This is a genomic window from Aquirufa originis (genome assembly GCF_042714495.1).
Taxonomy (GTDB): domain Bacteria; phylum Bacteroidota; class Bacteroidia; order Cytophagales; family Spirosomataceae; genus Aquirufa; species Aquirufa originis.
In genome coordinates this window covers 1,032,418-1,055,490 of the sequence record NZ_JBBKXY010000001.1, presented here as the reverse complement: position 1 = coordinate 1,055,490, position 23,073 = coordinate 1,032,418, and the positions used below count along the sequence as shown (strand labels likewise).

The window sequence follows — 23,073 nt, the reverse complement described above, 5'->3', positions numbered from 1 at the left end:
GCTAAATTTGATAAAATGAGTGACCAAATAATTTCTTTTCGATTTTTATCTTTCCAAGGCTTCGCTAAGAAGCGCTTTGCCTTCGCAGAAATGGGTCGCTCATTCGTTCAAAAATGGGAATCAAACGGCCTATCTTTTGCAAAACATTTAGGAGTAGGCGCGGGCAATGGCTTCTCTATTTGGCCTGATTTTTCTTCCTATGCTTTCCTCGGTGTTTTTGATAACCAAACAGCATCAGATCATTTTTTCAAAACTAATACACGTTGGTTAAAACTGTCGTCGCATTCATCAGAAACGAAAGGTTGGGACGCTGTTGCTATTAAAGGCCACGGAACTTGGAATGGATCGAATCCCTTTTCCATTGTGGAGGATCCCGGGAATGGTCCCCTTTTAGTGATGACCCGCGCCAGTATTGTGTGGTACAAATCCCCCATTTTCTGGTTCTATGTATCTCACGCGAGTAAATACTTGGAAAATCGGGCGGGTTTGTTGTTTGCCAAAGGCGTAGGCGAATTCCCCCTCATCGAACAAGCTACGTTGAGTCTTTGGGAATCTTCTGAAAGCCTAGATTCCTTTGCTTATAAAAGTAAGGAACACGCGCCTATGATTAAAAAGACGAGGAAGATTGGGTGGTATTCGGAGGAGATGTTTACTCGATTCAGAGTAATTTTGGTTTTATAATTTCAAAAATGGGCTGCGCCATATTTTTCAAAATTATAAAATCAAAATTCTCTAAACTTGACACAACTCTTTAATCATTTCACGAGTTCATCTTTACTCTATACTCTATACTCTCTAATCTAAAAAAGGGCCTAAGCCCTTTTTTTATTATCGAATTGCTTCAATCCCCCTCGTCCTCGTCCGGATACGAATCGCATCCTGGACATCATAAACGAAGATTTTGCCATCTCCCACATTGCCCTCTGAGGCATTGTCTAGGATGACATCTAAGCATTTTTCGAGGTTCTCGTCACTTACGATACAGATGATCATGACCTTTGGCAATAAGATCATCGACTTTTCTGTACCGCGGTATATTTCTGAATAACCTTGTTGTAAACCAGCTCCACGAACAGGAACTACGGTCATACAAGGGATATCGGCATCGATCAAGCCTTTTTGAATAGCTTTTAATTTCGATGGTTTTACAATGGCTTCTACCTTTTTCATATCGTTTTTATTTAGCTATTATTCAAAAGTTGTGTATGCTTCTACTCCAAATTCAACGGCATCAATACCCGCAGATTCTGCTTTGTGACTTAAGCGAATACCCATCGTCTTTTTCAAAGCCATGAAAATAGCATACGTCGTAGCAAAGGAGAATACGCTGATGACGGAAACGCCGATTAATTGGGTGATGAATTGAGCGCTCTCACCGGTGATGAATAAGCCATTCTTTTGGGAGAATAAACCTACGGCAATCGTGCCAAAGAATCCGTTCACACCATGTACCGCAACTGCACCCACCGGATCATCCACTTTCATTTTGTCTACGACCACTACCGCGATATCGACGATCGTACCTGCGATGAAACCAATAAGCAAGGCTGAGTCCGGTGAAACGACGTTACAACCCGCTGTGATAGCCACTAAACCCGCCAAAACACCATTAATCACCATCGTAATATCCACTTTCTTATAGCGAATAAACGTGTATAACATCGTGGCGATACCACCCGCTGCTGACGCAAGAAATGTGTTAGCCGCCACAGAACCGATTAAATCCCATTTGCCTACAGCCCCTAAAGTAGACCCTGGATTAAATCCGAACCACCCGAACCAAAGGATAAAGGCGCCTACCGCTGATAAAGTCAAATTATGGCCCGGAATCGCATTAGCCGTTCCGTCTTCGTTGTATTTTCCAAGACGTGGTCCTAAGACTATCGCACCCGCTAAAGCTGCGAATCCACCCATCGCGTGAATGGCTGCGGATCCAGCGAAATCGTTAAATCCACGTAAGGCTAACCAGCCGTTTGGATTCCAAACCCAATTAGCGGCTAAAGGATATAAGACTGCACTGAAAATGGCTACATAAATAGCATATGACCACATTTTCATGCGCTCAGCTACACCACCTGAAACAATGGAGATGGCAGCCACGGCAAAGCCCATTTGGATGAACCAGAAAAGGGAATTAGAAATAGTCAAACCTAAACCTAGGTCTCCTTCCATAATTCCAGTGTCGAAAGCCCAGTAGCCATTCGATTTACCATAGGCAATTCCGAATCCGATTAAATAAAAGGCTACACCACCGAACATAATGTCGATCATTACTTTGGCAATAATACTAATGGCATTCTTTGAACGGACGAATCCAGCCTCTAGAAGGGCAAATCCTCCTTCCATTTGGAAAATAAGAGCGGCACATAAGGCCACCCAAACCGTATCAATAGCGTGTGTGAGTTCCACTTGCTGAGCAGCAAGCGTGGCAGTTTCATTCATGGTTTTGTGTTTTGTATATAATGCTTCGTTTGCAAAAATAGAAAACGATTTGGAATATTCTGCATTTTGATGGAACTTTAACCTTATACAAAAACCTATTTATGAAAAAAATCATTGCACTCTTTTGCCTAGGCTTAAGCTTCGTTTCATCCGCACAAATCCCATCGATTATCCCCATTCCATCACAGGCGGTATATCCTTCCGGGAAATTCGTTTTACCTGCTGCCATTTCGATTTCAGGTCCCTCTGAAGTCCAACTGAAAGTGGGATATGCGACTTTGGTTGGTAAGCTGAAAAGCGCCACAGGGCGTTCAGTTACACTAAAATCCTCAGGTACAGCATCTATTCAACTGCAAATCGTGAACAACGCTAAACTAGGAGCGGAGGGATATGAAATGCAAGTGAATGCGAAAGGAGTTGCCATCAAGGCGAATAAGTCTGCTGGTTTATTCTACGGAATTCAAACGCTAGTACAATTACTGCCTAAAGAAATTGAATCAAAAACAGTCGTTAAAGGAGTAAACTGGTCGATTCCCTACGCACAAATTACCGATACGCCTCGTTTCGCTTGGCGTGGCCAAATGTTCGATGTGGCTCGTCATTTCTTCACTAAACAAGAAGTGAAGCAATTCATCGACGATATGGTAGAATACAAATACAATATTTTGCATTTCCACTTGACGGATGATGAGGGCTGGAGAATCGAGATTAAATCCTACCCTAATTTGACGAAGAAAGGCGCCTATAATGTGAAGAAAGTAGGTCGTTTCACGACTTTCTCTAAGCCTGAGCCTAATGAGCCACGTAATTATGGTGGTTTCTACACGCAAGAAGATATCAAGGAATTGGTCAAATATGGTCAAGATCGTTTCGTCAATATCGTGCCAGAAATTGATGTGCCTGGTCATTCGATGGCGGCCGTTGCGTCTTATCCAGAACTTTCCTGTACCCCAGGTGCAGATAAATATGAAGTGATTTCAGGAGAGCCTTTCATTGATTGGTCACATGGACATCCAGAGGCTTTACAGGATAACACGCTTTGTCCGGCGAATGAGAAGGTCTATACATTTTTAGACAAAGTGATGGGCGAAGTGGCCAGCCTATTTCCCTATGAATACATTCACATGGGTGGCGATGAGTGTCCTAAGAACTATTGGGACAAAAATCCAGAGATTTTGGCTTTGAGAGCACGCGAGGGATTGAAAAATTCGCAAGAGGTGCAAGCCTATTTTGTGCGTCGATTAGAGAAGATTATAACCTCTAAGGGTAAGCGCATGTTAGGCTGGGATGAGATTTTAGAAGGCGGAGGATTGCCAAAGGGAACGGCTGTTATGTCTTGGCGTGGCATCGCCGGCGGTGTAGAAGCGGCTAAATTAGGTCACGAAGTGGTGATGACACCTAATAATAATGTCTATGTGGATCTAATGCAAGGTGATAAAGCCATCGAGCCGCCTGTCTATAAAACTGTTAGATTAGCTGATTCGTATGCCTTCAATCCAGTTCCGGCGGGTGTGGATGCGAAATTAGTGAAAGGTGGTCAAGCGAATATGTGGTCAGAGCAATTGTTCAATTACCGCCATTTGCAGTACATGATGTGGCCTCGGGCGCTAGCCATTTCTGAATCTCTTTGGTCCCCAAATGAAAACAAGAATTGGGATAATTTCACCGGGCGTGTGGAAGATCACATGGCGCGTTTTGACGTAGCAGATAAGAAATATGCTCCATCGATGTACGAGGCCATTGTGAATGTGAGCAAGAATGCAAAAGGTGAATTATTCGTGGAATTAAAGAATGAAATCTCGGGTTTAAAGATTCACTATAGTTTTGATAACTCCTATCCAGATAATCATTATCCTTCAGCATCCGGTTTAGTAGCAGTGCCAAAAGATGCAGAACTACTGCGCGTCGTATCGTATCGTGGAAATAAAATGGTAGGTCGTACGATGAATATTTTACGTGCAGATTTAGAAAAAAGAGCTAAATAATGCTTTTAAACTTTATTTTTAGCTTATTATTATCAGTAGGGGTGCCCAATATTTCGGGCGCCTCTTCTGCTTCTACGACTAATTACCTTTCGGTGAAGAAAGGTTATGTGATGTCTTATAATGGGGTAGAGGGTAGAGCGAATTGGGTGGGTTGGACATTGAAGGCTAGCGATGTAGGTCCAGTGGATCGTACGAATCGCTTTATTCAAGACGAATCTTTTCCCGGAGGATTTAAGATTGTGGATGAAAAGGATTATAAACATTCAGGCTATGATCGGGGGCATTTATGTAATTCTCAAGATCGGACTTCTACACAATATTTAAATGAAGAGACCTTTCTGATGTCCAATATGGTTCCGCAAACGCATGAATTAAATGCGGGGCCATTTAAGATGCTGGAGGAATATTGCAGAAAGCTTGCGATTAAAAAAGGACAGCATCTATTAATCTATTCAGGTGGCATAGGGGCTAAGGATCGATTATTTTCAGGAGTTATCGTTCCAGCCTATTGCTGGAAAGTAGTGTATACACCAGACAAAATCTGGTGCATACTTTTTCCAAATGAACGAGTTTTGAACAAAAATTGGCAGACCTATGCGGTGCCTTTGGAAACCCTAGAGAAAATGACAGGTTTTCGCTTTCCGAGGAAATTATCGTAGCATGTAGATCGCTAGTTTCTTAGCCGCTAGGAAATTCTCATATTCTAATGGCGTTCTGCGGTTATTCGTGTATTCCGTGTATAACCATGGATCACCTAATGCAAACACTTTTCCTTTACCCACTTTTGCGGTTGCCATCACGACGTGGCCTAGGTGATTCACTAAAGGCTTCGCATTACCGCTTAACTTTAGCGTTGTAATCTCTTTGATATAGACCTTTTTAATCGGGTCAAAAACTTCGTTGCCTGCCGGTATCATTACAGCACCTTGCTCCCAGTTGCGACCTTGAACGAAATTCAAGTTAGGAGCGACGAATTCGATGCCAAAACGTTTAGCTAAGATATTAAACTGAGGAATCTCGCAGTTCGTCGTGTCGTTCGCTAACAAGATCAAATTTCCACCAGCTTTTACCCAAGCCTCTATTTCATCTGCAGCCTTAGCCGTCATGAAATTAGGCTTCGCCGTTTCCTTGTAGCTATCTGGATCCACAATGATGTAAACAGAAGTTCCTTTCAAGTTCTCCCGCGTAGGAGAGGCTCCCAAGGTATCTAACGTAGCGCCTAATTGTTCGAATTGAATGCCCCATTGGTTGAACCCAGAGTCCTTGCGATCTTCCCAAGTATAGTGGAAGCGATTGCCGTTTTTAGTCTCGTGGTTAAAGAAATAGTCTAAAACGACTTTTTTGCCGGCACCAATGGATAGTTCTTTCGCGATTTCCATCTCTAATGACGCTAGGATAAAAGGCCCCGCGCCTTTTAAATCATCTGTACGCGTAGGTTCGCTCAAATAGTAGTCATATGAGCCATCGCGGTATGGCACACCTCCTAAGCCACCCACCGTGACCGTTTTCTCTAAATGGATATAACCCTCCGCGTCTTTGGTGATGAATTCTTTCAGGATTCCGGCGTATCCTTTCTCCGCGTTTTTGCGGAATGAAGCAGGTAAATAGCCTTTTCTAACTCCCTTAGCGAAGGCATAAACGAACATGTTCGAACAAGATGCCTCGAGATAATTGCCTTTCTTGTCCGGATATCCTGGTAATTGATACCAAACACCTGAAGTAGGATCTTGAATCTTTGCGATGGCTCCTGATAATTGATTTAATTGTTGGATGAGGATTCCTCGAGATGGGTGATTCTTAGGCATATAATCCAGTACATCAACTAAGGCCATCACGTACCAACCCATCGAACGACCCCAAAAATTAGGCGAATGTCCGTTCGATTTGTCCGCCCAAGGCTGTGCTTTGGCTTGATCGTAGGCGTGGAATAAAAGTCCAGTCTTCGGATCAATCGCGCCTTTGTACATCAACTGGAACTGCTTGACGATGTCTGCCCAATTGTCTTGTTGTGTGATTTGACCGTATTCTGCATAGAATGGCTCTAGCATGTAGAGTCCGTCTAACCACATTTGGTTCGGGTATCTTTTCTTATGCCAAAATCCTCCATCCGCATCTCTTGGTTGTACCGAAATCTGCTTTCTTAATAAATCAGCGGCCTTTTTGTAGCGCTCGTCGCCTAATTCTTGGTACAGATACAGGAGCATCCGTCCCGTAGTGATATTATCAGAATTGAATTCATCAAAATGGTAGGTGCGAATATTACCATTGGCATCTACGAAACTGTCGATGTTCTTTTTAATGTAGTTAAAGTAGGTGGCGTCACCGGTTCTTTGGTAAACATGCTCTAAAGCTTTCAATACCAAACCTTGCTCATAATCCCAGCCCGCCGGTTTTCCCACTTTCACCGTAATGGAATCGGTGTGGGTATGCATAATGGACTTGGCCATCAGCTCGGAGTAATTTTGGGCTGAAACCGCGGTGCTTAACCCTAACAATAGAACGATCAGTTTTTTCATGTTAACGTAATTCAGAAATTTCTGCGAAATCCATATCGGTATAATCCTTGTTTTCACCCGCCATTCCCCAAATAAAGGAATAATTTTTTGTACCCGCTCCACTGTGAATCGACCAGGGCGGCGAAATAATAGCTTGGTGGTTATGCACCCAAATATGCTTGGTCTCCGTTGTTTCGCCCATCAAATGCAATACAGCGTGACCTGGTGTTACATCGAAATATAGATACGCTTCCATTCGGCGGTCATGTACGTGTGCAGGCATCGTATTCCAAACCGAACCCGGTTCTAAAATCGTCAAACCCATCACTAATTGACAGGATTGAATCCCCTCGTTGTGAATGTATTTATAAATGGTGCGGTGATTGGATGTTTCTAAACTACCTAAAACCACTGTGCTCACCTGCTCGCGATCTAATTTTGCATTCGGGTAATTGGCGTGTGCTGGGGAAGACAATAGATAGAATTGCGCCGGATTATCCGAAGATTCCGAACTAAAGCTTACCTCTTTTACACCACGACCCACATATACAGCCCCTAATTTATCGATGGTAAATTGTTCTCCATCCGCAGTCACCGTTCCTTTTCCACCTACGTTGATAATCCCTAATTCACGTCTTTCAAGGAAGAAATTGGCCCGTAATTTTTCGGGATTAGGTAGGTGCAACGTGTTCAATACAGGCATGGCTCCACCGATGATCATGCGATCATAAATAGTATAGGTTAATTGTATCTGATCCGCGTGAAAGATCTTCTCAATTAAGAAATTATCTCTGATTTCTTGGTTTGTAAAGGTGGAAACCTCTTTTCGGCTCGCCTCAAATCTATAGTCCATTCTAATATGTTTTTTTGTTTTCAAAGCGCTTTTGCGCCTAATTCTACTGTATATTTACACGTTTTATGCCAAAAGAGTTCCCACATACCCTCGCTCATTTCTTACTTTCGATCGGTTTTCAATCGATGGGTGGTGACTTATGGCAACAAGAGGAGTCAAAGGTACGCGTAAAAGCGATGCCAGGAGAAAGCCAGGAGGGTGATATTTGTATTGGTGAAGATCAATGGCTCATGCGACGCTCCTCTATTGAAAAACATATAATTGCACGCGTGAAGTCTTTACGTTCCGTTTTTGCACGCGATACCCGTATCGTTCCGATTGATGCAGAGACGGCACGGGAATTTTTAGACAAAGAACACGTAAAGGGTTTTTTAAAAGGTTCTAGTTATTTAGGTTGTATCGTTCCACCTCATCGGGTTTTTCGGGGGATTGAAAGTTCGTATACTTTCGAGGGTCATCCACTGCTAGCGGTGGCGGTTTTTGGGAAATCATTGGTGATGAAAGAGCCAGACTTGGAAGGTTGTTTGTCTGGCGAACTTACTGAAATTGCCACTTTATCCAGCATTCGTCTCGTAGGAGGTTTGACGAAATTCTTACAGGCCTACAAAGATTTGTATCCTGAAACGCACAATGTGATGACCTACGTGGACAAGGAATGGAATACGGGCAAAGGTTTTTTGTCAGCAGGGTTCACTAAAATAGGAGAGACGGCCCTCATTCCATTAGGAAACCGCATGAATAAAGGGAATTTAAAATTACGTTATGTCTACTGATCAGAAGCTTATCGTTTTATTGGGGCCCACAGCTAGCGGTAAAACGGCGTTAGCCGTAGAACTTGCGTGCGCCTTAGATGGAGAAATCATTTCAGCAGACTCTCGCCAAATTTACCGTCGCCTCGACATAGGCACTGGAAAAGACTTAAAGGAATATGGTTTCATCCCCTATCATCTAATCGATAGCCATGAAATAGGAGAGGCCTTCTCCGTTGCCCATTTCCAAAAGGCTGCTTTTGATGCAATAAACGACGTTTTTACGAGAGGGAAACAACCCATACTTTGTGGCGGAACAGGGTTGTATATAGAATCATTACTAGCGAATTACCAATTCTCTCATGTGCCTCATTTCTTATCTGAACCTTTAGACATTCAATTTAAGTATACCGTTTTCGGACTAAACCCATCCACAGAAACGAGAAGAGAGAAAATAAGCACTCGTTTTCAGGCTAGACTGAAAGAGGGGATGTTAGAGGAAGTCCAGCAGCTTTTATTTGATGGGGTCCATCCAGATGAATTACGTTGGATGGGCTTGGAATATAAATGGATCGTGAATTACATAGAAGGAGTGATTACGAAAGAGGAATTCCAAAAAGGCCTAGAAACGGCCATCCACCAGTTTGCTAAACGCCAAATGACCTATTTTAGAAAAATGGAGCGGGCCGGAATTGAAATTAATTGGATTCCGGATACCCTTGATTTTCAGGCTAAAAGAGATTATATCTTGAATTTTATCTAAAATTTTGAAGGAGAGTATTGCAAAATCTGGAAAAACGCCTTACTTTTGCAATCTCTTAAGGAGACAGAGAGTTGGCAGAGTGGTCGATTGCGGCAGTCTTGAAAACTGTTGACTGTTACAGGTCCGGGGGTTCGAATCCCTCACTCTCTACCAGAGCGAAAAGCGAAACGAAAGTTTCGCTTTTTTTGTTTCAGGTCATTTAATTAAATTTCGGAATGAAATTATACCTCGTACCTACCCCCATTGGGAATTTAGAAGATATCACGCTGCGTGCCATTCGGGTGCTGGGAGAGGTGGACGGGATTTTAGCGGAGGATACGCGCAATTCAGGACAACTACTGAAGCATTTAAATATCTCCAAACCCTTGTATTCCCACCACGCCCACAATGAGCACTCTGGTGTTCCAGGGGTGATCAAGATGTTAAAGGAAGGAAAATCATTAGCCTTAATTTCGGATGCAGGAACGCCGGGTATCTCTGATCCAGGCTATTTATTAGTGAAAGCATGTGTAGATAATGGCATTGAGGTGGAATCATTACCGGGCGCAACGGCTTTTGTTCCGGCGTTGGTTAATTCTGGTTTTCCAACAGATCGTTTCGTTTATGAGGGTTTTCTACCACACAAAAAAGGGCGTCAAACTCGATGGAAAGCATTAGCAGAAGAAGAGCGAACAATCGTTTTATATGAATCGCCACATCGCTTAGTAAAAGCCTTAGAGCAAATAATCGAATTTATTTCTGCTGATCGACCTGTTATGGTCGGTCGGGAATTGAGTAAAATGCACGAACAAATGGTGCGAGGTACGGCTACAGAAGTATTAGCCTATTTTACGGCGCATCCAGATAAAGTGCGAGGTGAAATTGTGATTGTTATTGCTGGAAAATAGATGAAAAAGATCCTTTTATTTTTGTTGATTTCTTTGACTGTAAAGGCTCAGTTGAGTTCTAAGGCTGAAGTGGTTTTAGTAACCGTCGCACCAGGAAAGGAATTGCATTCGGCTTTTGGCCATACCATTCTCTGGGTTAATGATCCGATGAATGGAATTGATCGGGCCTATAGTTATGGTACTTTCGATTTTAAGACGGAAAATTTCTACTTGAAATTCTTAATGGGCACCCTGCCCTATACCATCTCTGTTCATTCGATGCAGGATGAATTTAATTACAACGCGCAATATGAAAAGCGTGGAATGATTGCCCAAAAGCTTCAGTTAGATTCTCTTCAGAAAAACGCCATTTTTCAAGCATTGGAAACCAATTTATTGCCTGAAAATAGGGAGTATGCCTACAAATTTTTCTATGACAATTGCTCTACGCGGATTCGAGATGTAATCGAGCGGAATGCACCCGGAAAATATCATTGGATTCAGAATCCATCTTTAGAAGGTAAATCATATCGGGATTGGATGAATAAATACCTTGCGCGCAATTCCTGGGTGACCTTGGGAATGAATTTAGCTTTGGGGATTCCATCTAATGTAAGCGCGACGGCCTCACAGGCGTGTTATTTGCCGGATAATTTGGCGTCAGCTACTAATCTGGCTAAAGGACTTTCAGCTAACCCGGTGACGTTATTTGATGCTGAAGTGTCAGAGGAAGCAGGTTTTGATTTCACTGGACCCTATGTGATTTTAAGTGTGTTAATCGTATTATTGGGGTTAGCGACCTATAAAAAACGATTTTCATACGCTGCGGATGTGGCTTTATTTAGCATTATCGGTTTGTTAGCTTGGTTCATTTTCTTTTTAGGAACGGCCACTAATCATGAGGTGATGGCATGGAATCCGGCTTCACTGATGCTTTTTCCATTGAATTTTCCGTTGGTTTTTTGGTTTGCTAAGAACCCGCTTAAATGGAAAAAGTACCTACAAGTAATTAGTGTTTTGTGTCTAATAGGCCTTATTTGGTCTAGTATTCAATTCGCTCCCATGGTATTAGTCGGATTACCTATTTTTATACGATTGTGCTATTTATCCTTCATCAAAAAATAAATGCGTTATTACTTATTACTCTTCATCTCCTTTTGTGGTTTTTCACAGGAGGTATTTAAGCCATTAGAACAACGGAAAGAAATTCAGCCGTTGAAGATTGAACGCGTCTTGAAAGCGGATGGACATTTAGATGAGGCAGAATGGGTAAAGGCTCCAGCGGTGAATGTAGACTTTCAGGTAGAGCCTTTTCAAGGACGTAAGGCCTCTTTCAGTTCGACTGTTAAACTACTGTATAATCGGCAATTTTTGTATGTGGCGGCTATATTACAAGATAGTATAGGGAAGAATAGCTACCGAGCACCTAATTTGAAGCGGGATTATGCTTTTGTTGAAAATGACCTTTTCGGAATTGCTATAGATGGGTTTAATGACAAGCGTAATGCGCTCGTATTGCAAGCAAATGCCTATGGTGCGCAACGTGATTTATTATCCTTTGATGATCGAGCTTTTGATATTGATTGGGATGGTTTATACAGAGTAAGAACGCATCGTTCGGATTCTTCTTGGGTAGCAGAATTTGCCATTCCTTGGCAAACCTTGCGTTATCCCAAAACGGATGGGAATAAGCCTCAGGATTGGGGTATAAATTTTTTCCGGGTGCGACGATCAAGTAATGAATTATCGGTTTGGTCGCCACATCCCCGGTCGATGAGTCCGTTGCGTATGGATTACGCGGGCAAGTTAACTGGGATTATTCCTCCACCACCCACGGCTACGAATATTCGTTTTATTCCCTACTTTTTGCAGGTATCGAAGAATTCGGAAGGCACCGAAATAGGGAATTCTACTACCTCGGAATTAAAATTAGGTGGCGAAATTAAGTGGGCAATCAGTCCTACTTCCGTCATGGATTTTACCTTTAATACAGATTTTGCTCAAGCGGATGTGGATAGACAAGTAAATAACATCTCTCGTTTTTCAGTCTTCTTCCCGGAGCGACGTCAGTTTTTCTTAGAGAATGCCTCGCTTTTTTCAGCAGGTTTAGCCCCTGTTAATGAGGTGGTAGGTGGTTCGATGTACATACAACCCTTCTTTAGTCGGACAATTGGTTTAGATCAAAACGTGAATCCCATTGCCATTACGGCTGGAACTCGTTTTGTTTACCGTTCTGAAAAACGCAATTTGGGTGGAATTTATATGCGCCAAGGTGAGGGCGATGGTGATCCATTTACCAATTTTTTGGTGGCACGTTATTCCGAGAATTTTGGCAAGCAAAATAGGATAGGAGCGATTGTTACCACAAAATCTTCCCCCTCAAACGTCGCTACAACTGGGGCTGTAGATGCCTTTATTCGCTTCAATGATAAATTCTCGTTTAGTGGAATGGGTACTATGACGCAGGATTCGCGGAATAGTCAACAGGGATTTGCGGAGTATGGCCAATTTCTGTACAAAGACAATTTAGTGACCTTATATTGGACGCATACAGTCGTTTCAGATGATTACAATCCTGAAATGGGATTTGTTTCCAGGAAAAATGTTTTATCGAATTCCCAAGGTGTCGATTTTAATGTGCGGGGTAAATGGCTGCCTACATTTATTCGATTTTGGCAACCAGGGGTTTATACCGAAGTATACCACAGCCTAAAGACAGGGAATATCGTGGAACAAAAATTAGTTTCTGGTCCTCTCTGGTTTAATCTGCAGAATGGGGGTATCCTTGGGGGCTATATTGATGCAAGCGTTCAAAACTTGGAAGAGGATTTTAATCCAGTGGGCATTCGCATTAAACCGGGTTCGTATCGTTATTTTAGAAAAGGCTTTTTACTGGCAAGTGATCCTAGTGCGAAATATTCGGCCTCTACAGAATACGGTTGGGGTGGATTTTTTGATGGATCTCTGCAAAACGTGGATGCTAAATTTCGGGTAGCCCCTATCCCACATTTAAATGTAGGTTTGTCTTGGAACTGGAGCAAATTTGAAGACGTAGGTGTGGCTCGTGAGACGAAAGAAGTCAACTTGTTGATTTTGGAGACACGCATGGCCATCAATCCTCGATTGCAATTAATAGGCTTTTATCAGAAAAATACGACGGATAATTTGAACTCGGTGAATATGCGTTTGGCCTGGGAATACCAGCCTTTATCTTATGTATATCTAGTGTTTAATACCTTGAATTACCAAGGTATGGATGCTACCCAACAGAAGCAACAAAGTTTTTTAGCTAAATTATCCTTTCTAAAGCAGTTTTAACATGAAAATTGAATTACGCAGCGATACCTTTACTTTGCCCACCGCTGGAATGCGCGAGGCGATGTTTTCCGCACCTTTAGGGGATGATGTTTTTGGAGAGGATCCCACGGTAAATGCCTTGGAGGAAAAGGTGGCGAAATTATTCCAAAAGGAAGCCGCGCTTTTCTGTGTTTCCGGAACTCAATCAAACCAGATTGCCATTTCAGTTCATGTTTCCAAAGGCCAAGAAGTCATTTGCGACGAACTTTCTCATATTTACTTGTACGAGGGTGGAGGAATTATGGCGAATGCGGGTGCATCAGTCAAATTATTGAAAGGTGATCTAGGCCGTTTGAATGTAGGTCAAATTAGAGCAGCCATCTCCCCGGATGATATTCACGCCTGCGAAAGTCGTTTAGTCAGTTTAGAAAATACCGTTAATAAAGGCGGAGGGAGTATTTATACCTCTGAAGCCTTACAGGAAATCTCTGATTTTTGTCGCTCTATTGATGTTCCTTTGCACTTGGATGGAGCACGTATTTTCAATGCCATCGTTGAAACAGGTCAAACTCCTGCCCAATTTGGCGACTGGTTTGATACGATTTCCATCTGTTTGTCTAAAGGTTTAGGAGCTCCCATCGGTTCTATTCTTGTCGGTTCTACAGACTTTATCAAGAAGGCGAGACGGGTGAGAAAGCGTCTTGGTGGAGGATGGAGACAAGCGGGATTACTAGCTGCCGCCGGAATTTACTCCTTAGATCATCAAGTAGAACGTTTGAAAGAAGATCATGCACGCGCAAGAGTCATTGCCTCCGTTTGTGAGAAACTTCCTTGGGTGAAAGCCATTCTTCCTGTTACTACTAATATTGTCATTTTAGAATTACAAGCGGGATTAGCTTCAGTAGATAAAGTGGCTGAATTAAAGGAATTGGGGATTTATTGTGCTCCCTTTGGCCCTACTTATGTACGTTTTGTGACACATTTAGGATTTGATGATGCGGCATTGCAGGCATTTACAGAACGTATTTCTGAGTAAAATTAGCGCGATTTCGTCTTATATAAGAAATCAATTCTTATGCAGCGAAAGGCGTTTAAAATGTATTTGCTGCCGGGTCATTCGGCAGAATACAAAAAGAGACATGATGAAATATGGCCTGAATTAGGGGCCTTATTACATCAGGTAGGTATCCAAAACTATTCCATTTTCTTGGATGAAAGTACACGCACGCTTTTTGGCTATTTAGAAGCTCCAGATTTAGCTGCACTCGATTCTCTTCCGGCACAAGAAGTGATGAAAAAATGGTGGGCCTATATGGCAGACATTATGGAGACAAATCCAGATCACTCACCCGTTTCAATTGATTTAACACCTGTCTTTTATTTCGCCTGATGAAGAAATTATTTTTTCTCCTACTACCATTAAGTGTTTTCGCCGCTAAACCGGATCGCACTCAGGTCTTGCAACATATGCATGTAGCTAAATCTTATTTCCAAACTGTTTGGCCAGATGTAACGAAAGTAATTGTGAGTCCTGACAAGACGCGTCCATCGAATATTTGGACGCGTGCCGTCTTTTATGAGGGCATGCTAGAATTGTACAAATTGGATCCTAAAGCGTCTGATTTAAAATACATGGAGGATTGGGGCGAATTCCACCACTGGTCTTTGCGCAATGGATTGAAGACGAGAAATGCGGATGATCAAGCCTGTGGTCAGGTTTATTTAGACTTATTCGACTTGAAAGCAGATTCTGCTCGCATCAAACCCATTAAGGAGAATATTGATAATATGGTTGCGACTGATAAGTCGAATGATTGGTCTTGGATAGACTGTCTTCAAATGAGCATGCCTGTTTATACGCGATTAGGCGTCCGTTTTAAAGAGGACAAGTATTTCACTAAAATGCACGATTTGTATGCGGACACGAAAGCTCATTTATACAACCAGCAGGAGCATTTGTGGTGGAGAGACAAAGACTTCATTCCTCCCTACAAAGAACCGAATGGCACAAATTGCTATTGGTCAAGAGGTAATGGATGGGTTTTTGCGGCCTTAGCGCGCACGCTCGATTTGATGCCGACGAATGCGCCTCACAGGGCGGAATACGTGAAAGATTTCCAAGATATGGCGGCTGCCTTATTGCCTTTGCAGCGCAAGGATGGTTTTTACAACGTAAGCTTGACGGATGAATCTAATTACGGTGGACCAGAATTGACGGGTACTTCTTTATTTGTTTATGGTATGGCTTGGGGAATTCGCTCTGGTTTACTTCCGGCATCCAAGTATCAAAAGTCGGTTGATAAAGGTTGGATGGCGATTGATTCTTGCGTGCAGCCGAATGGTTTTTTAGCCTACGTTCAGGGAACAGGTAAGGAACCTAAAGATGGTCAACCGGTGACAAAGGCATCTGTGCCTAATTTCGAGGATTTTGGGGCAGGTTGTTATTTATTAGCCGGTTCAGAAATCTTGAAAAGCAAATAGCATATTTTTGATAGAGTTTTGTATTTTTTTCTTAATTTAGCCGTTCAATCAATCATATAACAATGAAAAAAGTCATTATTGGCTCTTTAGTGGGCGGTCTGATCATCTTTATTTGGCAGACAATGTCTCATGTGGCGTTGAATTTACATGAGCCTGTTCAGCAATACACAGCAAAACAAGATACGATTCTACATTTCTTAAATAAACAAGAATTAGCACCCGGCGGTTATATTTTGCCTCGCATGAGTCATAATCAGTCGATGGAGGAGTTGGAAGGATTTACTAAGTCGATAGCAGGTAAGCCTTGGGCTCGTGTGATTTATTACTCTTCTTATAAAACGGATATGACGATGAATATGGTTCGTGGCTTTGCTGTGGATGTATTGATGGTTTTTTTACTCGTTTGGATTATTTCAAAATTGAAGATTCCGCGTCGTTCTACAATAGTGGGTGTTTCGATTGCGATTGGCTTTATGGCCTTTTGTAATACCTCTTACACGGAGCATATTTGGTACCCGGTATATGATTTACGTGCTCAATTGATTGATGCTGTGGTCGCTTGGGGACTTTGTGGTTTTTGGTTGAGTCGTTATTTTGGCCAAAAAAGTTAATCCAAAGGCTCCATCTGGAGCCTTTTTTCTTATATTGCTATTTCAAATATCTATTATTCAATGAAAATCAAACACCTCATCATCGGATTGTTCGCGACTTTGTCATTGCAATCTGCTATTGCTCAAGATTATCCAACAGATTATTTAAGCCCAGAATTTCACGCGGGTCGTCGTGCTGCCTTTAAAGAGAAAATGTCTGACAAAGGCGTGGGTATCTTTTTTGCATCACAAACACGTCAGCGTAGTAATGACACCGAGTTTCAATACGCGCAAAACAAGAATTTCTATTATTTGACCGGATTAGAAGAGCCAAACGCTGTTTTATTATTGTTCAAGCAACCCGTAACTCTTTTAGGAAAAACAGGAACTGAATTTATTTTTGTCCAAAACCGTGATCCTTTCAAGGAACTTTGGACGGGTAAAATCTTAGGAACGGAAGGATTTAAGGCGAAAAGTAAAATGGAAAATGTGTTCATCAATGATCAATTTACGAGCTCATCCATCTCGTTAGCGGGAGTAGATTCTGTCTATACGTTATACCGTACAGAGGGTATTTTTGCTAAATACAAAGCCAAAGAGGATCCTTTATCTCGCATGGCCTCGCTAGTGGATAGTTTAGTGATCTCGAATGCTAAGCCTTTGGCCGCTAGATCTACGATGAATACCTTAAGAACCTTACGTGGCATTAAATTACCTGAAGAGATTGCTCTTATTCAAAAAGCGGCTTCTATCAGTGTTTTAGGTCATAATGACGTGATGCGTGCGGTAAAACCAGGTATGAAAGAATACCAGGCTCAGGCAATCATGGAATACCATTTCAAAAAAGAAGGTTCGGAGTACCCTGGTTATAATAGTATTAATGGGGCGGCTGAAAATGCCTGCGTTTTACACTATATCACGAATTTGAAAACCATCAAAGACGGTGAATTATTATTAAGTGATTGCGCGGCAGAATACCACGGATATTCAGCAGATGTTACGAGAACGGTTCCAGCGAATGGAAAATTCTCAGAGGCACAGAAAGCCTTATATGAAATCGTTCTTGCAGCTCAAGATGCTGGAATTGCAGCTTGTAAAGCAGGTGCACCTTTCAGCGATGTGGATGCAGCGTCTCGCGCTGTGGTGAATGCAGGTTTAATTAAATTAGGTATTGTGGCGAATGAAAAAGAAGCACGTACCTATTTCCCTCACGGAACTTCACATCATTTAGGTTTAGATGTGCATGATTTAGGACCTCGCGTTTTAGCAGCAGGAGTGGTGGTAACGGTTGAACCAGGTATTTACATTCCAGCAGGAAGTAAGTGTGATAAGAAATGGTGGAACATCGGTATTCGTATCGAAGATGATATTTTAATCACTGAAAAGGGAAATGTGAATCTTTCTCAAGGTTCTCCTCGCACGGTGGCAGAAATTGAAAAAATGGCAGCTCAGAAGAGCGTGTTTTAGTCTTTCCTAGGTACATTAAAAAAAGCCCCAAGAAATTGGGGCTTTTTTATTATCTGGTGGAATCGGAGGGACTCGAACCCTCGTCCAAACCTAGAGAACTGATGCTTTCTACACGTTTAGATTTGATTTATTTTCGATGTTAGATAGGTTCAGATCAGACCTTACCTAACACTTATCCTCTGGATACTACTGAACCGTTAGAGAAATCGGATTCAGCGACTCTGCATGTCGACGCTCAGAATCCCCCGTCGGCAGAGTTTGGACAGGGCTGAACGATGGCAATTGGTTAGTCTATCAGACTAAGCAGCCATGGCATACGAAGTATTGCCAGCTATAATTCGAAGGTTTTTTTAACAGGAAATGCCTACAACTCCCGACGTGCTTACAACCGGACTACATAAGCTGTCAAAACCGGTCGATCCCCAATAGAAATACAAAGATACAAAATTTAAACGGGCAATGCAGTCGTCTGTTTAATTTCATCCATCACAAACAAGGTACTGATGTGTGCGACTGACGGCAAAACCGCTAGTTTTTCTTGGTAAAATTGATTGTAACTTTCTACATCCGCACTCACAACATTTAAATAGTAGTCAAAGTTCCCTGAAACTAAATGGCAGGAGGTTACCTCTGGGAAGTTGAGTATCGCTGCTTCAAATTCACTAAAGTTCTTCCGGTTTTGTTTCTCGAGTGTAACCTGGCAATGTACGAGTAGACCAAGGTTGAGTTTCTTGCGATTCAATAGCGCTACATAGCCTTGGATATACCCATCTGACTCCATTCGCTTGATTCGATCGTGGGTAGGACTGAGGGATAAGTTTACTTGCTCAGAGATCTCCTTGAGGGTTTTTTGACTATCGTTTTGGATGATCTGTAAGATCTTGTGATCTAATTCATCGAGGTTTGTATTTTTTGCCATAAAGTTTTCGGTTTTCTGGTTCGAAAAGCGATAGTAATCTTATTTTTTATTGCATAATCGAATTTATGAAGTAAATATTACTTATTATTTATCATTATGCAAGATAATTTATTGTCCTGTCTATATTTGTAGTGTATTATACTTCATCAAAGGTAAAGGCCAGCGGAATTTTTTCGGTGGCCTTTCTTTTTAAAACCATACGTTATGATCATAGGTGTCCCTAAAGAAATTAAAATTCAGGAGTTTCGGGTAGGCTTAACTCCGGCAGGTGTTCAAGGTTTAACGGCAAATGGACATCAAGTATACGTCCAGGCAAGTGCAGGCGAGGGCTCTGGCCTTTCAGATGCCCAATATAAAGAGGCAGGTGCGGTTATTTTAGCAACAGCTGCTGATGTATACGCCATAGCGGATATGATTGTGAAGGTGAAAGAACCTTTAGCAGCAGAATTTCCGCTGATTAAAAAGAATCAAATCCTATTTACTTATTTCCATTTCGCTGCATCTCGTGAATTAACTTCTGCGATGCTAAGTTCAGATGCCGTATGTATTGCGTACGAAACCGTAGAATTAGCAGATCGTAGTTTACCTCTATTAACTCCGATGTCAGAAGTGGCAGGTCGCATGGCGATTCAAGTGGGAGCTTTTTATTTAGGTAAACCTCAAGGCGGAAAAGGTAAGTTATTAGGCGGTGTGCCTGGGGTGAAACCAGCGAATGTACTTGTACTAGGTGGTGGAGTAGTAGGAACGCAAGCGGCGAAGATGGCGGCAGGATTAGGTGCGAATGTGACGATTATGGACACGAATTTAGCGCGTCTTCGTTATTTGGATGAGGTGATGCCTGCTAATGTGTCCACTCAGTTTTCTACTTCTTATGCGATTCAAGAAGCCTTGCCCTCAGTGGATTTAGTGGTAGGAGCTGTTTTATTACATGGTGCCAAAGCGCCTCATTTAATCAAACGCGATGACTTAAAGAAGATGGGACCTGGTACGGTTTTAGTGGATGTTGCGGTGGATCAAGGTGGATGTATTGAGACTTGTAAACCTACGACGCACGAGAATCCGATTTATGAAATGGATGGAATCGTTCACTATTGCGTGGCTAATATGCCTGGCGCAGTGCCACAAACTTCTACGATGGCTTTAACGCAAGCGACATTGCCCTATGTGCATCTGTTAGCTAATCTAGGTTGGACAGAGGCTTGCATCCAAAATGAAGCCTTAAATAAGGGATTGACGATCTATGATGGTAAACTATTCCATCCAGGCGTCGCGGCAACCTTTAATTTATAGTTCCCAAAATTTAACGCCCTGCGTTTTTAACAGGTCCAATTGTTGGAGATTGAATTGAAATTTAAAATTCTCCTCCTGCAATTGGGCTTCTTCTAATAGGTTTTGGATTTGATCTAATTCCAATTGCTTAATCGTTCCCTCTTTGTAACGAGCTTCTCCTAGCTGATAGGCATATTTCGCCTGATCAATCACTTTTTTCTGCGTAGCTAATTTGTCCTGAATTAGGCTCAAATTCGCTTGTCCTTGACGTAATTCATACGCAAGTTTTGTTTGGGTATCATCTTTTTGGAAGGCGATGCGTTCTTGTTGGATTTTGGCCAAACTCTGTTGCATGCTTGCTCTTTTTCCTGAATAGATCGGTACAGTTAGTTTAATGCCTACCAAAGAATTCAATTTGAAGTCATCCTCAAACGCAGGAACCTCCCCATTAATGCGGGGCAAATATCCATTGCGTACTCCAAGTGTGGCAGAACCGGCCAGGGTAGGAGTGCTCGCTTTGCTTTGGATAGCAATCTCTTGTTCAAATACCGATTTCTCTGCTTCTAAACTTAGGATAGAGGGGTGTTGATCGATGCCACCTTTTGTTGTGTTCGCTTGTAAGATAGCTTTGATTTGTTCTTTGAGCCCTTTTTGACCGCTTTGCGTTTGCAAGAAATCGATCAATTTATCGATTTGTGTTTCGGTCTCGGTGATTTTTGTCTCTTGGTTTTGTGCGCGAATGCGCAGTCCCATTACATCTAATTCCAACGCCTCGCCTAATTTAATTTGGTTCTCTACAATCGCTTTGTGCGAATTGATACGGCCTAATTCAGCCTTTTGAATCGTGACTACGTTTTGTAAAAAGAGAATTTGGTGGTATACCGTCGCGATTTGGAAGGCTAATCCAAAAGCCGTTTGATCAATCTGCGTTTGAGAAAGACGTGTTTCTAAAAGAATCTTATCAATGGTTGATTTGTTTTTTCCCCAATCATATAGCGTTTGGCTAGCCACAAAATTCGTATTATAATTCATGTTTGGCTGAAATTGCAATACAGATGGTACTCCTCCAGTGGCAAAGGTAACTTTCGAGACAGGATCAATACGCGTTATGCCCGCCTCATATGCGACTATTGGTTTTGCATAAGAGCCTTGTATTTGCGTCTTGATTTCTCCCGCTTGTAATTGTGTTTTTTGCGCCTTTATAATAGGAGAGTAGGTCAATACCTGCTGAACAAGCGTATTCAACTCTCTATTCGTCTGAGCTTGAGCTGTCAAGGCTAAAAGTGTTAATAGGGCAATTTTTCTCATATGATTAATGGGCCTCTTCACTGGCCTTTAAAATTTTCTCGATGTCTTTTTTATCCTTCTTGGGCGTTTTGATTAAGAAAACGAAAGGAAATATTAGGATGAAAATGATGGAAACTAAGCGGAATGTGTCCAAATAAGCTAAGTAATAGGCTTGCTTAGTTACCGCCATATCAATCTGCTTGTAGGCCATTTCGCCGGCACGAGCAATCTCGCCTGTTTTCTGGGCCATCGATTGCGCAATTCCTTGGAATCGCTGCTGGAATAATGGATTTTCAGCCGTTACATTCGCTAGTAAATCGGAACGATGTTGTGCAGCACGAGTTGTCGCATAATTATTAGCCACAGCAATACCAAAAGCACCACCCAGCTGTCGAATCATATTGGTCAAGGAGATACCTGAGGCATACTCATTTGGCTTTAAACCAGCCACAGCCTGATTAATTAAGGGCATTTGTAGACAGGCAACTCCGATGACGCGGAGCATCTGCATAGGGAAGAAATCCCAGCGTCCCATTTCGCTAGTCGATTCACCACCGATAAAACCGAATACAATGTAAATCAAAATCCCAAATACCATGAAGGGAAGTGGTTTTGCGCCTTTGGAAAGTGCACGACCGATAACAGGGAACAAAAAGACCCCTAAAAAGGTAGGAACCATTAAAGATAATCCTGTTTCCGTAGGCGTTAATCCATTAATGCGTTGCACCATAATTGGATAGACGAACACGGAAGTAAACAAACCGAATCCACCCACTAACGTGAAGATGGAACTCATGGTGAATGTTTGGTTTTGGAAAATACGAATATTGACGACCGGAGATTTTGTGTGTAATTCGCGGTAAATAAAGGCAGCAAGGCCACCCACGAATAAAAAGGCGCAAATATTAATCAAGCGAGAATCAAACCAGTCTTCTGATTCTCCCTTTTCTAACATGAACTGTAAACCACCCACGGTTACCATTAACAACAATATTCCCGGATAATCGATCGCCATATTCTTTCGATTGGCCCCTTCGCCTTCCTTTCGGTCGATGTAAACCAGTGTTAAGATCACAGCAATGATACAAATAGGGATATTCACTAAAAATATATCCGACCAGTGGAAGTTATCCACTAAATATCCTCCTAAAACAGGTCCTAATGAGGGACCTAAGATGATACCCATTCCAAAGAATCCAGAGGCCATAGGCCGATCTTCTGGTTCAAAAGCATCAAACAATATGGCTTGTGAAGTGGATAGGAGGGCTCCACCACCAATACCTTGGATGAAGCGCCAAAAGACTAATTCCCACAAGGTTTCACTCATCCCACAGAAATAAGACGCGATACCAAATAGAATCATCGATCCGAGGTAATAATTCTTTCGGCCAAAATACTCCCCTAAGAATCCTGTCATCGGGATAATCACCACGTTCGCGATGGCATAACTCGTAATGACCCACGCGATATCCTCAATCGTAGCTCCTAGTGCACCAGAGATTTGGTTCAGGGCCACATTGACAATGGTTGTGTCCAATAACTCCATCACGGCAGCCGTGATGGTCGTTAAAACAATAATAAATTTGGCAAATCCTTGCGGGCGCTCCATG

At 42.2% G+C, this 23,073-nt stretch carries 21 protein-coding genes, 1 tRNA gene and 1 other RNA gene; 15 read left to right on the top strand and 8 right to left on the bottom strand.

Features of this window, described 5'->3' with window-relative positions; genetic code table 11:
• The first annotated feature begins 15 nt into the window (after nt 1-15).
• Complete coding sequence (locus SKC35_RS04635; RefSeq protein WP_377978263.1) at nt 16-681, top strand: spheroidene monooxygenase; 666 nt, start codon at nt 16-18, stop codon at nt 679-681.
• A gap of 147 nt (nt 682-828) precedes the next feature.
• Here the strand turns inward: SKC35_RS04635 and SKC35_RS04630 are convergent, their stop codons facing one another.
• The gene (locus SKC35_RS04630) at nt 829-1,170 is read right to left on the bottom strand and encodes a P-II family nitrogen regulator (protein WP_377978262.1); all 342 of its coding nucleotides are present in this window, start codon (nt 1,168-1,170) and stop codon (nt 829-831) included.
• An 18-nt stretch (nt 1,171-1,188) separates the two neighbouring features.
• Nucleotides 1,189-2,442 (bottom strand): ammonium transporter, encoded by a 1,254-nt coding sequence (locus tag SKC35_RS04625; protein WP_377978261.1) that lies wholly within the window; start codon nt 2,440-2,442, stop codon nt 1,189-1,191.
• A gap of 101 nt (nt 2,443-2,543) precedes the next feature.
• Between SKC35_RS04625 and SKC35_RS04620 the strand changes: the two genes are divergently transcribed.
• Both SKC35_RS04620 and SKC35_RS04615 read left to right on the top strand, forming a co-directional pair.
• On the top strand, nt 2,544-4,427 hold the full coding sequence (locus tag SKC35_RS04620; RefSeq protein WP_377978260.1) for a family 20 glycosylhydrolase: 1,884 nt from the start codon (nt 2,544-2,546) through the stop codon (nt 4,425-4,427).
• Nucleotides 4,427-5,086 (top strand): DNA/RNA non-specific endonuclease, encoded by a 660-nt coding sequence (locus SKC35_RS04615; RefSeq protein WP_377978259.1) that lies wholly within the window; start codon nt 4,427-4,429, stop codon nt 5,084-5,086. Before SKC35_RS04620 ends, SKC35_RS04615 begins: the two co-directional genes overlap by 1 nt.
• On the opposite strand, the gene SKC35_RS04610 is transcribed toward SKC35_RS04615, so the two are convergent.
• On the bottom strand, nt 5,078-6,943 hold the full coding sequence (locus tag SKC35_RS04610; protein WP_377978258.1) for a glycoside hydrolase family 88 protein: 1,866 nt from the start codon (nt 6,941-6,943) through the stop codon (nt 5,078-5,080). The genes SKC35_RS04615 and SKC35_RS04610 overlap by 9 nt on opposite strands.
• A gap of 1 nt (nt 6,944) precedes the next feature.
• On the bottom strand, nt 6,945-7,775 hold the full coding sequence (gene kduI, locus SKC35_RS04605) for a 5-dehydro-4-deoxy-D-glucuronate isomerase (RefSeq protein ID WP_269001645.1): 831 nt from the start codon (nt 7,773-7,775) through the stop codon (nt 6,945-6,947).
• Between the two features lie 65 nt (nt 7,776-7,840).
• On the opposite strand from kduI, the gene SKC35_RS04600 reads away from it, so the two are divergent.
• The 11 genes from SKC35_RS04600 (at nt 7,841) to SKC35_RS04550 (ending at nt 17,988) form a co-directional block, all read left to right on the top strand.
• Nucleotides 7,841-8,548, top strand: coding sequence for a hypothetical protein (locus SKC35_RS04600; protein ID WP_377978257.1), 708 nt, complete (start codon nt 7,841-7,843; stop codon nt 8,546-8,548).
• Nucleotides 8,538-9,287 (top strand): tRNA (adenosine(37)-N6)-dimethylallyltransferase, encoded by a 750-nt coding sequence (locus tag SKC35_RS04595; protein WP_377978256.1) that lies wholly within the window; start codon nt 8,538-8,540, stop codon nt 9,285-9,287. Before SKC35_RS04600 ends, SKC35_RS04595 begins: the two co-directional genes overlap by 11 nt.
• Before the next feature lie 65 nt (nt 9,288-9,352).
• Nucleotides 9,353-9,440, top strand: a tRNA-Ser gene (locus SKC35_RS04590).
• A 62-nt stretch (nt 9,441-9,502) separates the two neighbouring features.
• Nucleotides 9,503-10,174, top strand: coding sequence for a 16S rRNA (cytidine(1402)-2'-O)-methyltransferase (gene rsmI, locus SKC35_RS04585; protein ID WP_377978255.1), 672 nt, complete (start codon nt 9,503-9,505; stop codon nt 10,172-10,174).
• Nucleotides 10,175-11,278 carry an Lnb N-terminal periplasmic domain-containing protein gene (locus SKC35_RS04580; protein ID WP_377978254.1) on the top strand — a complete coding sequence of 368 codons (1,104 nt, stop codon included), beginning with the start codon at nt 10,175-10,177 and terminating at the stop codon, nt 11,276-11,278.
• Complete coding sequence (locus SKC35_RS04575) at nt 11,279-13,471, top strand: carbohydrate binding family 9 domain-containing protein (RefSeq protein WP_377978253.1); 2,193 nt, start codon at nt 11,279-11,281, stop codon at nt 13,469-13,471.
• Nucleotide 13,472: 1 nt separating this feature from the next.
• Nucleotides 13,473-14,486 (top strand): threonine aldolase family protein, encoded by a 1,014-nt coding sequence (locus SKC35_RS04570; RefSeq protein WP_377978252.1) that lies wholly within the window; start codon nt 13,473-13,475, stop codon nt 14,484-14,486.
• Nucleotides 14,487-14,525: 39 nt separating this feature from the next.
• The gene (gene rhaM / locus SKC35_RS04565; RefSeq protein ID WP_377978251.1) at nt 14,526-14,840 is read left to right on the top strand and encodes an L-rhamnose mutarotase; all 315 of its coding nucleotides are present in this window, start codon (nt 14,526-14,528) and stop codon (nt 14,838-14,840) included.
• The gene (locus tag SKC35_RS04560) at nt 14,840-15,931 is read left to right on the top strand and encodes a glycoside hydrolase family 88/105 protein (protein ID WP_377978250.1); all 1,092 of its coding nucleotides are present in this window, start codon (nt 14,840-14,842) and stop codon (nt 15,929-15,931) included. The genes rhaM and SKC35_RS04560 overlap by 1 nt, the downstream gene beginning before the upstream one ends.
• A 62-nt stretch (nt 15,932-15,993) precedes the next feature.
• Nucleotides 15,994-16,542 carry a hypothetical protein gene (locus SKC35_RS04555; RefSeq protein ID WP_377978249.1) on the top strand — a complete coding sequence of 183 codons (549 nt, stop codon included), beginning with the start codon at nt 15,994-15,996 and terminating at the stop codon, nt 16,540-16,542.
• Nucleotides 16,543-16,602: 60 nt separating this feature from the next.
• Nucleotides 16,603-17,988 (top strand): aminopeptidase P N-terminal domain-containing protein, encoded by a 1,386-nt coding sequence (locus SKC35_RS04550; protein ID WP_377978248.1) that lies wholly within the window; start codon nt 16,603-16,605, stop codon nt 17,986-17,988.
• Between the two features lie 54 nt (nt 17,989-18,042).
• Here the strand turns inward: SKC35_RS04550 and ssrA are convergent.
• Both ssrA and SKC35_RS04540 read right to left on the bottom strand, forming a co-directional pair.
• Nucleotides 18,043-18,411: a transfer-messenger RNA gene (gene ssrA / locus SKC35_RS04545) on the bottom strand.
• Nucleotides 18,412-18,436: 25 nt separating this feature from the next.
• A complete protein-coding gene (locus SKC35_RS04540) occupies nt 18,437-18,907 on the bottom strand; it encodes an Lrp/AsnC family transcriptional regulator (RefSeq protein WP_223130819.1) in 471 nt (156 codons plus the stop codon).
• A 204-nt stretch (nt 18,908-19,111) separates the two neighbouring features.
• On the opposite strand from SKC35_RS04540, the gene ald reads away from it, so the two are divergent.
• Complete coding sequence (gene ald, locus SKC35_RS04535; protein WP_377978247.1) at nt 19,112-20,197, top strand: alanine dehydrogenase; 1,086 nt, start codon at nt 19,112-19,114, stop codon at nt 20,195-20,197.
• On the opposite strand, the gene SKC35_RS04530 is transcribed toward ald, so the two are convergent.
• Both SKC35_RS04530 and SKC35_RS04525 read right to left on the bottom strand, forming a co-directional pair.
• Nucleotides 20,192-21,484: a TolC family protein gene (locus tag SKC35_RS04530; RefSeq protein ID WP_377978246.1), complete on the bottom strand. Its 1,293-nt coding sequence runs from the start codon at nt 21,482-21,484 to the stop codon at nt 20,192-20,194. The two genes, ald and SKC35_RS04530, sit on opposite strands and share 6 nt — an antisense overlap.
• A 4-nt stretch (nt 21,485-21,488) precedes the next feature.
• A complete protein-coding gene (locus SKC35_RS04525) occupies nt 21,489-23,072 on the bottom strand; it encodes a DHA2 family efflux MFS transporter permease subunit (RefSeq protein ID WP_377978245.1) in 1,584 nt (527 codons plus the stop codon).
• Nucleotide 23,073 lies beyond the last annotated feature (1 nt).

What these genes read in the sequence shown, in the direction of transcription:
- ald (WP_377978247.1), top strand. Translation starts at nt 19,112, where the DNA reads ATGATCATAGGTGTCCCTAAAGAAATTAAAATTCAGGAGTTTCGGGTA.
- SKC35_RS04540 (WP_223130819.1), bottom strand. Translation starts at nt 18,907, where the DNA reads ATGGCAAAAAATACAAACCTCGATGAATTAGATCACAAGATCTTACAG.
- SKC35_RS04550 (WP_377978248.1), top strand. Translation starts at nt 16,603, where the DNA reads ATGAAAATCAAACACCTCATCATCGGATTGTTCGCGACTTTGTCATTG.
- rsmI (WP_377978255.1), top strand. Translation starts at nt 9,503, where the DNA reads ATGAAATTATACCTCGTACCTACCCCCATTGGGAATTTAGAAGATATC.
- SKC35_RS04595 (WP_377978256.1), top strand. Translation starts at nt 8,538, where the DNA reads ATGTCTACTGATCAGAAGCTTATCGTTTTATTGGGGCCCACAGCTAGC.
- SKC35_RS04570 (WP_377978252.1), top strand. Translation starts at nt 13,473, where the DNA reads ATGAAAATTGAATTACGCAGCGATACCTTTACTTTGCCCACCGCTGGA.
- rhaM (WP_377978251.1), top strand. Translation starts at nt 14,526, where the DNA reads ATGCAGCGAAAGGCGTTTAAAATGTATTTGCTGCCGGGTCATTCGGCA.
- SKC35_RS04525 (WP_377978245.1), bottom strand. Translation starts at nt 23,072, where the DNA reads ATGGAGCGCCCGCAAGGATTTGCCAAATTTATTATTGTTTTAACGACC.
- SKC35_RS04610 (WP_377978258.1), bottom strand. Translation starts at nt 6,943, where the DNA reads ATGAAAAAACTGATCGTTCTATTGTTAGGGTTAAGCACCGCGGTTTCA.
- SKC35_RS04575 (WP_377978253.1), top strand. Translation starts at nt 11,279, where the DNA reads ATGCGTTATTACTTATTACTCTTCATCTCCTTTTGTGGTTTTTCACAG.
- SKC35_RS04600 (WP_377978257.1), top strand. Translation starts at nt 7,841, where the DNA reads ATGCCAAAAGAGTTCCCACATACCCTCGCTCATTTCTTACTTTCGATC.
- SKC35_RS04620 (WP_377978260.1), top strand. Translation starts at nt 2,544, where the DNA reads ATGAAAAAAATCATTGCACTCTTTTGCCTAGGCTTAAGCTTCGTTTCA.
- SKC35_RS04615 (WP_377978259.1), top strand. Translation starts at nt 4,427, where the DNA reads ATGCTTTTAAACTTTATTTTTAGCTTATTATTATCAGTAGGGGTGCCC.
- SKC35_RS04555 (WP_377978249.1), top strand. Translation starts at nt 15,994, where the DNA reads ATGAAAAAAGTCATTATTGGCTCTTTAGTGGGCGGTCTGATCATCTTT.
- kduI (WP_269001645.1), bottom strand. Translation starts at nt 7,775, where the DNA reads ATGGACTATAGATTTGAGGCGAGCCGAAAAGAGGTTTCCACCTTTACA.
- SKC35_RS04625 (WP_377978261.1), bottom strand. Translation starts at nt 2,442, where the DNA reads ATGAATGAAACTGCCACGCTTGCTGCTCAGCAAGTGGAACTCACACAC.
- SKC35_RS04530 (WP_377978246.1), bottom strand. Translation starts at nt 21,484, where the DNA reads ATGAGAAAAATTGCCCTATTAACACTTTTAGCCTTGACAGCTCAAGCT.
- SKC35_RS04630 (WP_377978262.1), bottom strand. Translation starts at nt 1,170, where the DNA reads ATGAAAAAGGTAGAAGCCATTGTAAAACCATCGAAATTAAAAGCTATT.
- SKC35_RS04560 (WP_377978250.1), top strand. Translation starts at nt 14,840, where the DNA reads ATGAAGAAATTATTTTTTCTCCTACTACCATTAAGTGTTTTCGCCGCT.
- SKC35_RS04580 (WP_377978254.1), top strand. Translation starts at nt 10,175, where the DNA reads ATGAAAAAGATCCTTTTATTTTTGTTGATTTCTTTGACTGTAAAGGCT.
- SKC35_RS04635 (WP_377978263.1), top strand. Translation starts at nt 16, where the DNA reads ATGAGTGACCAAATAATTTCTTTTCGATTTTTATCTTTCCAAGGCTTC.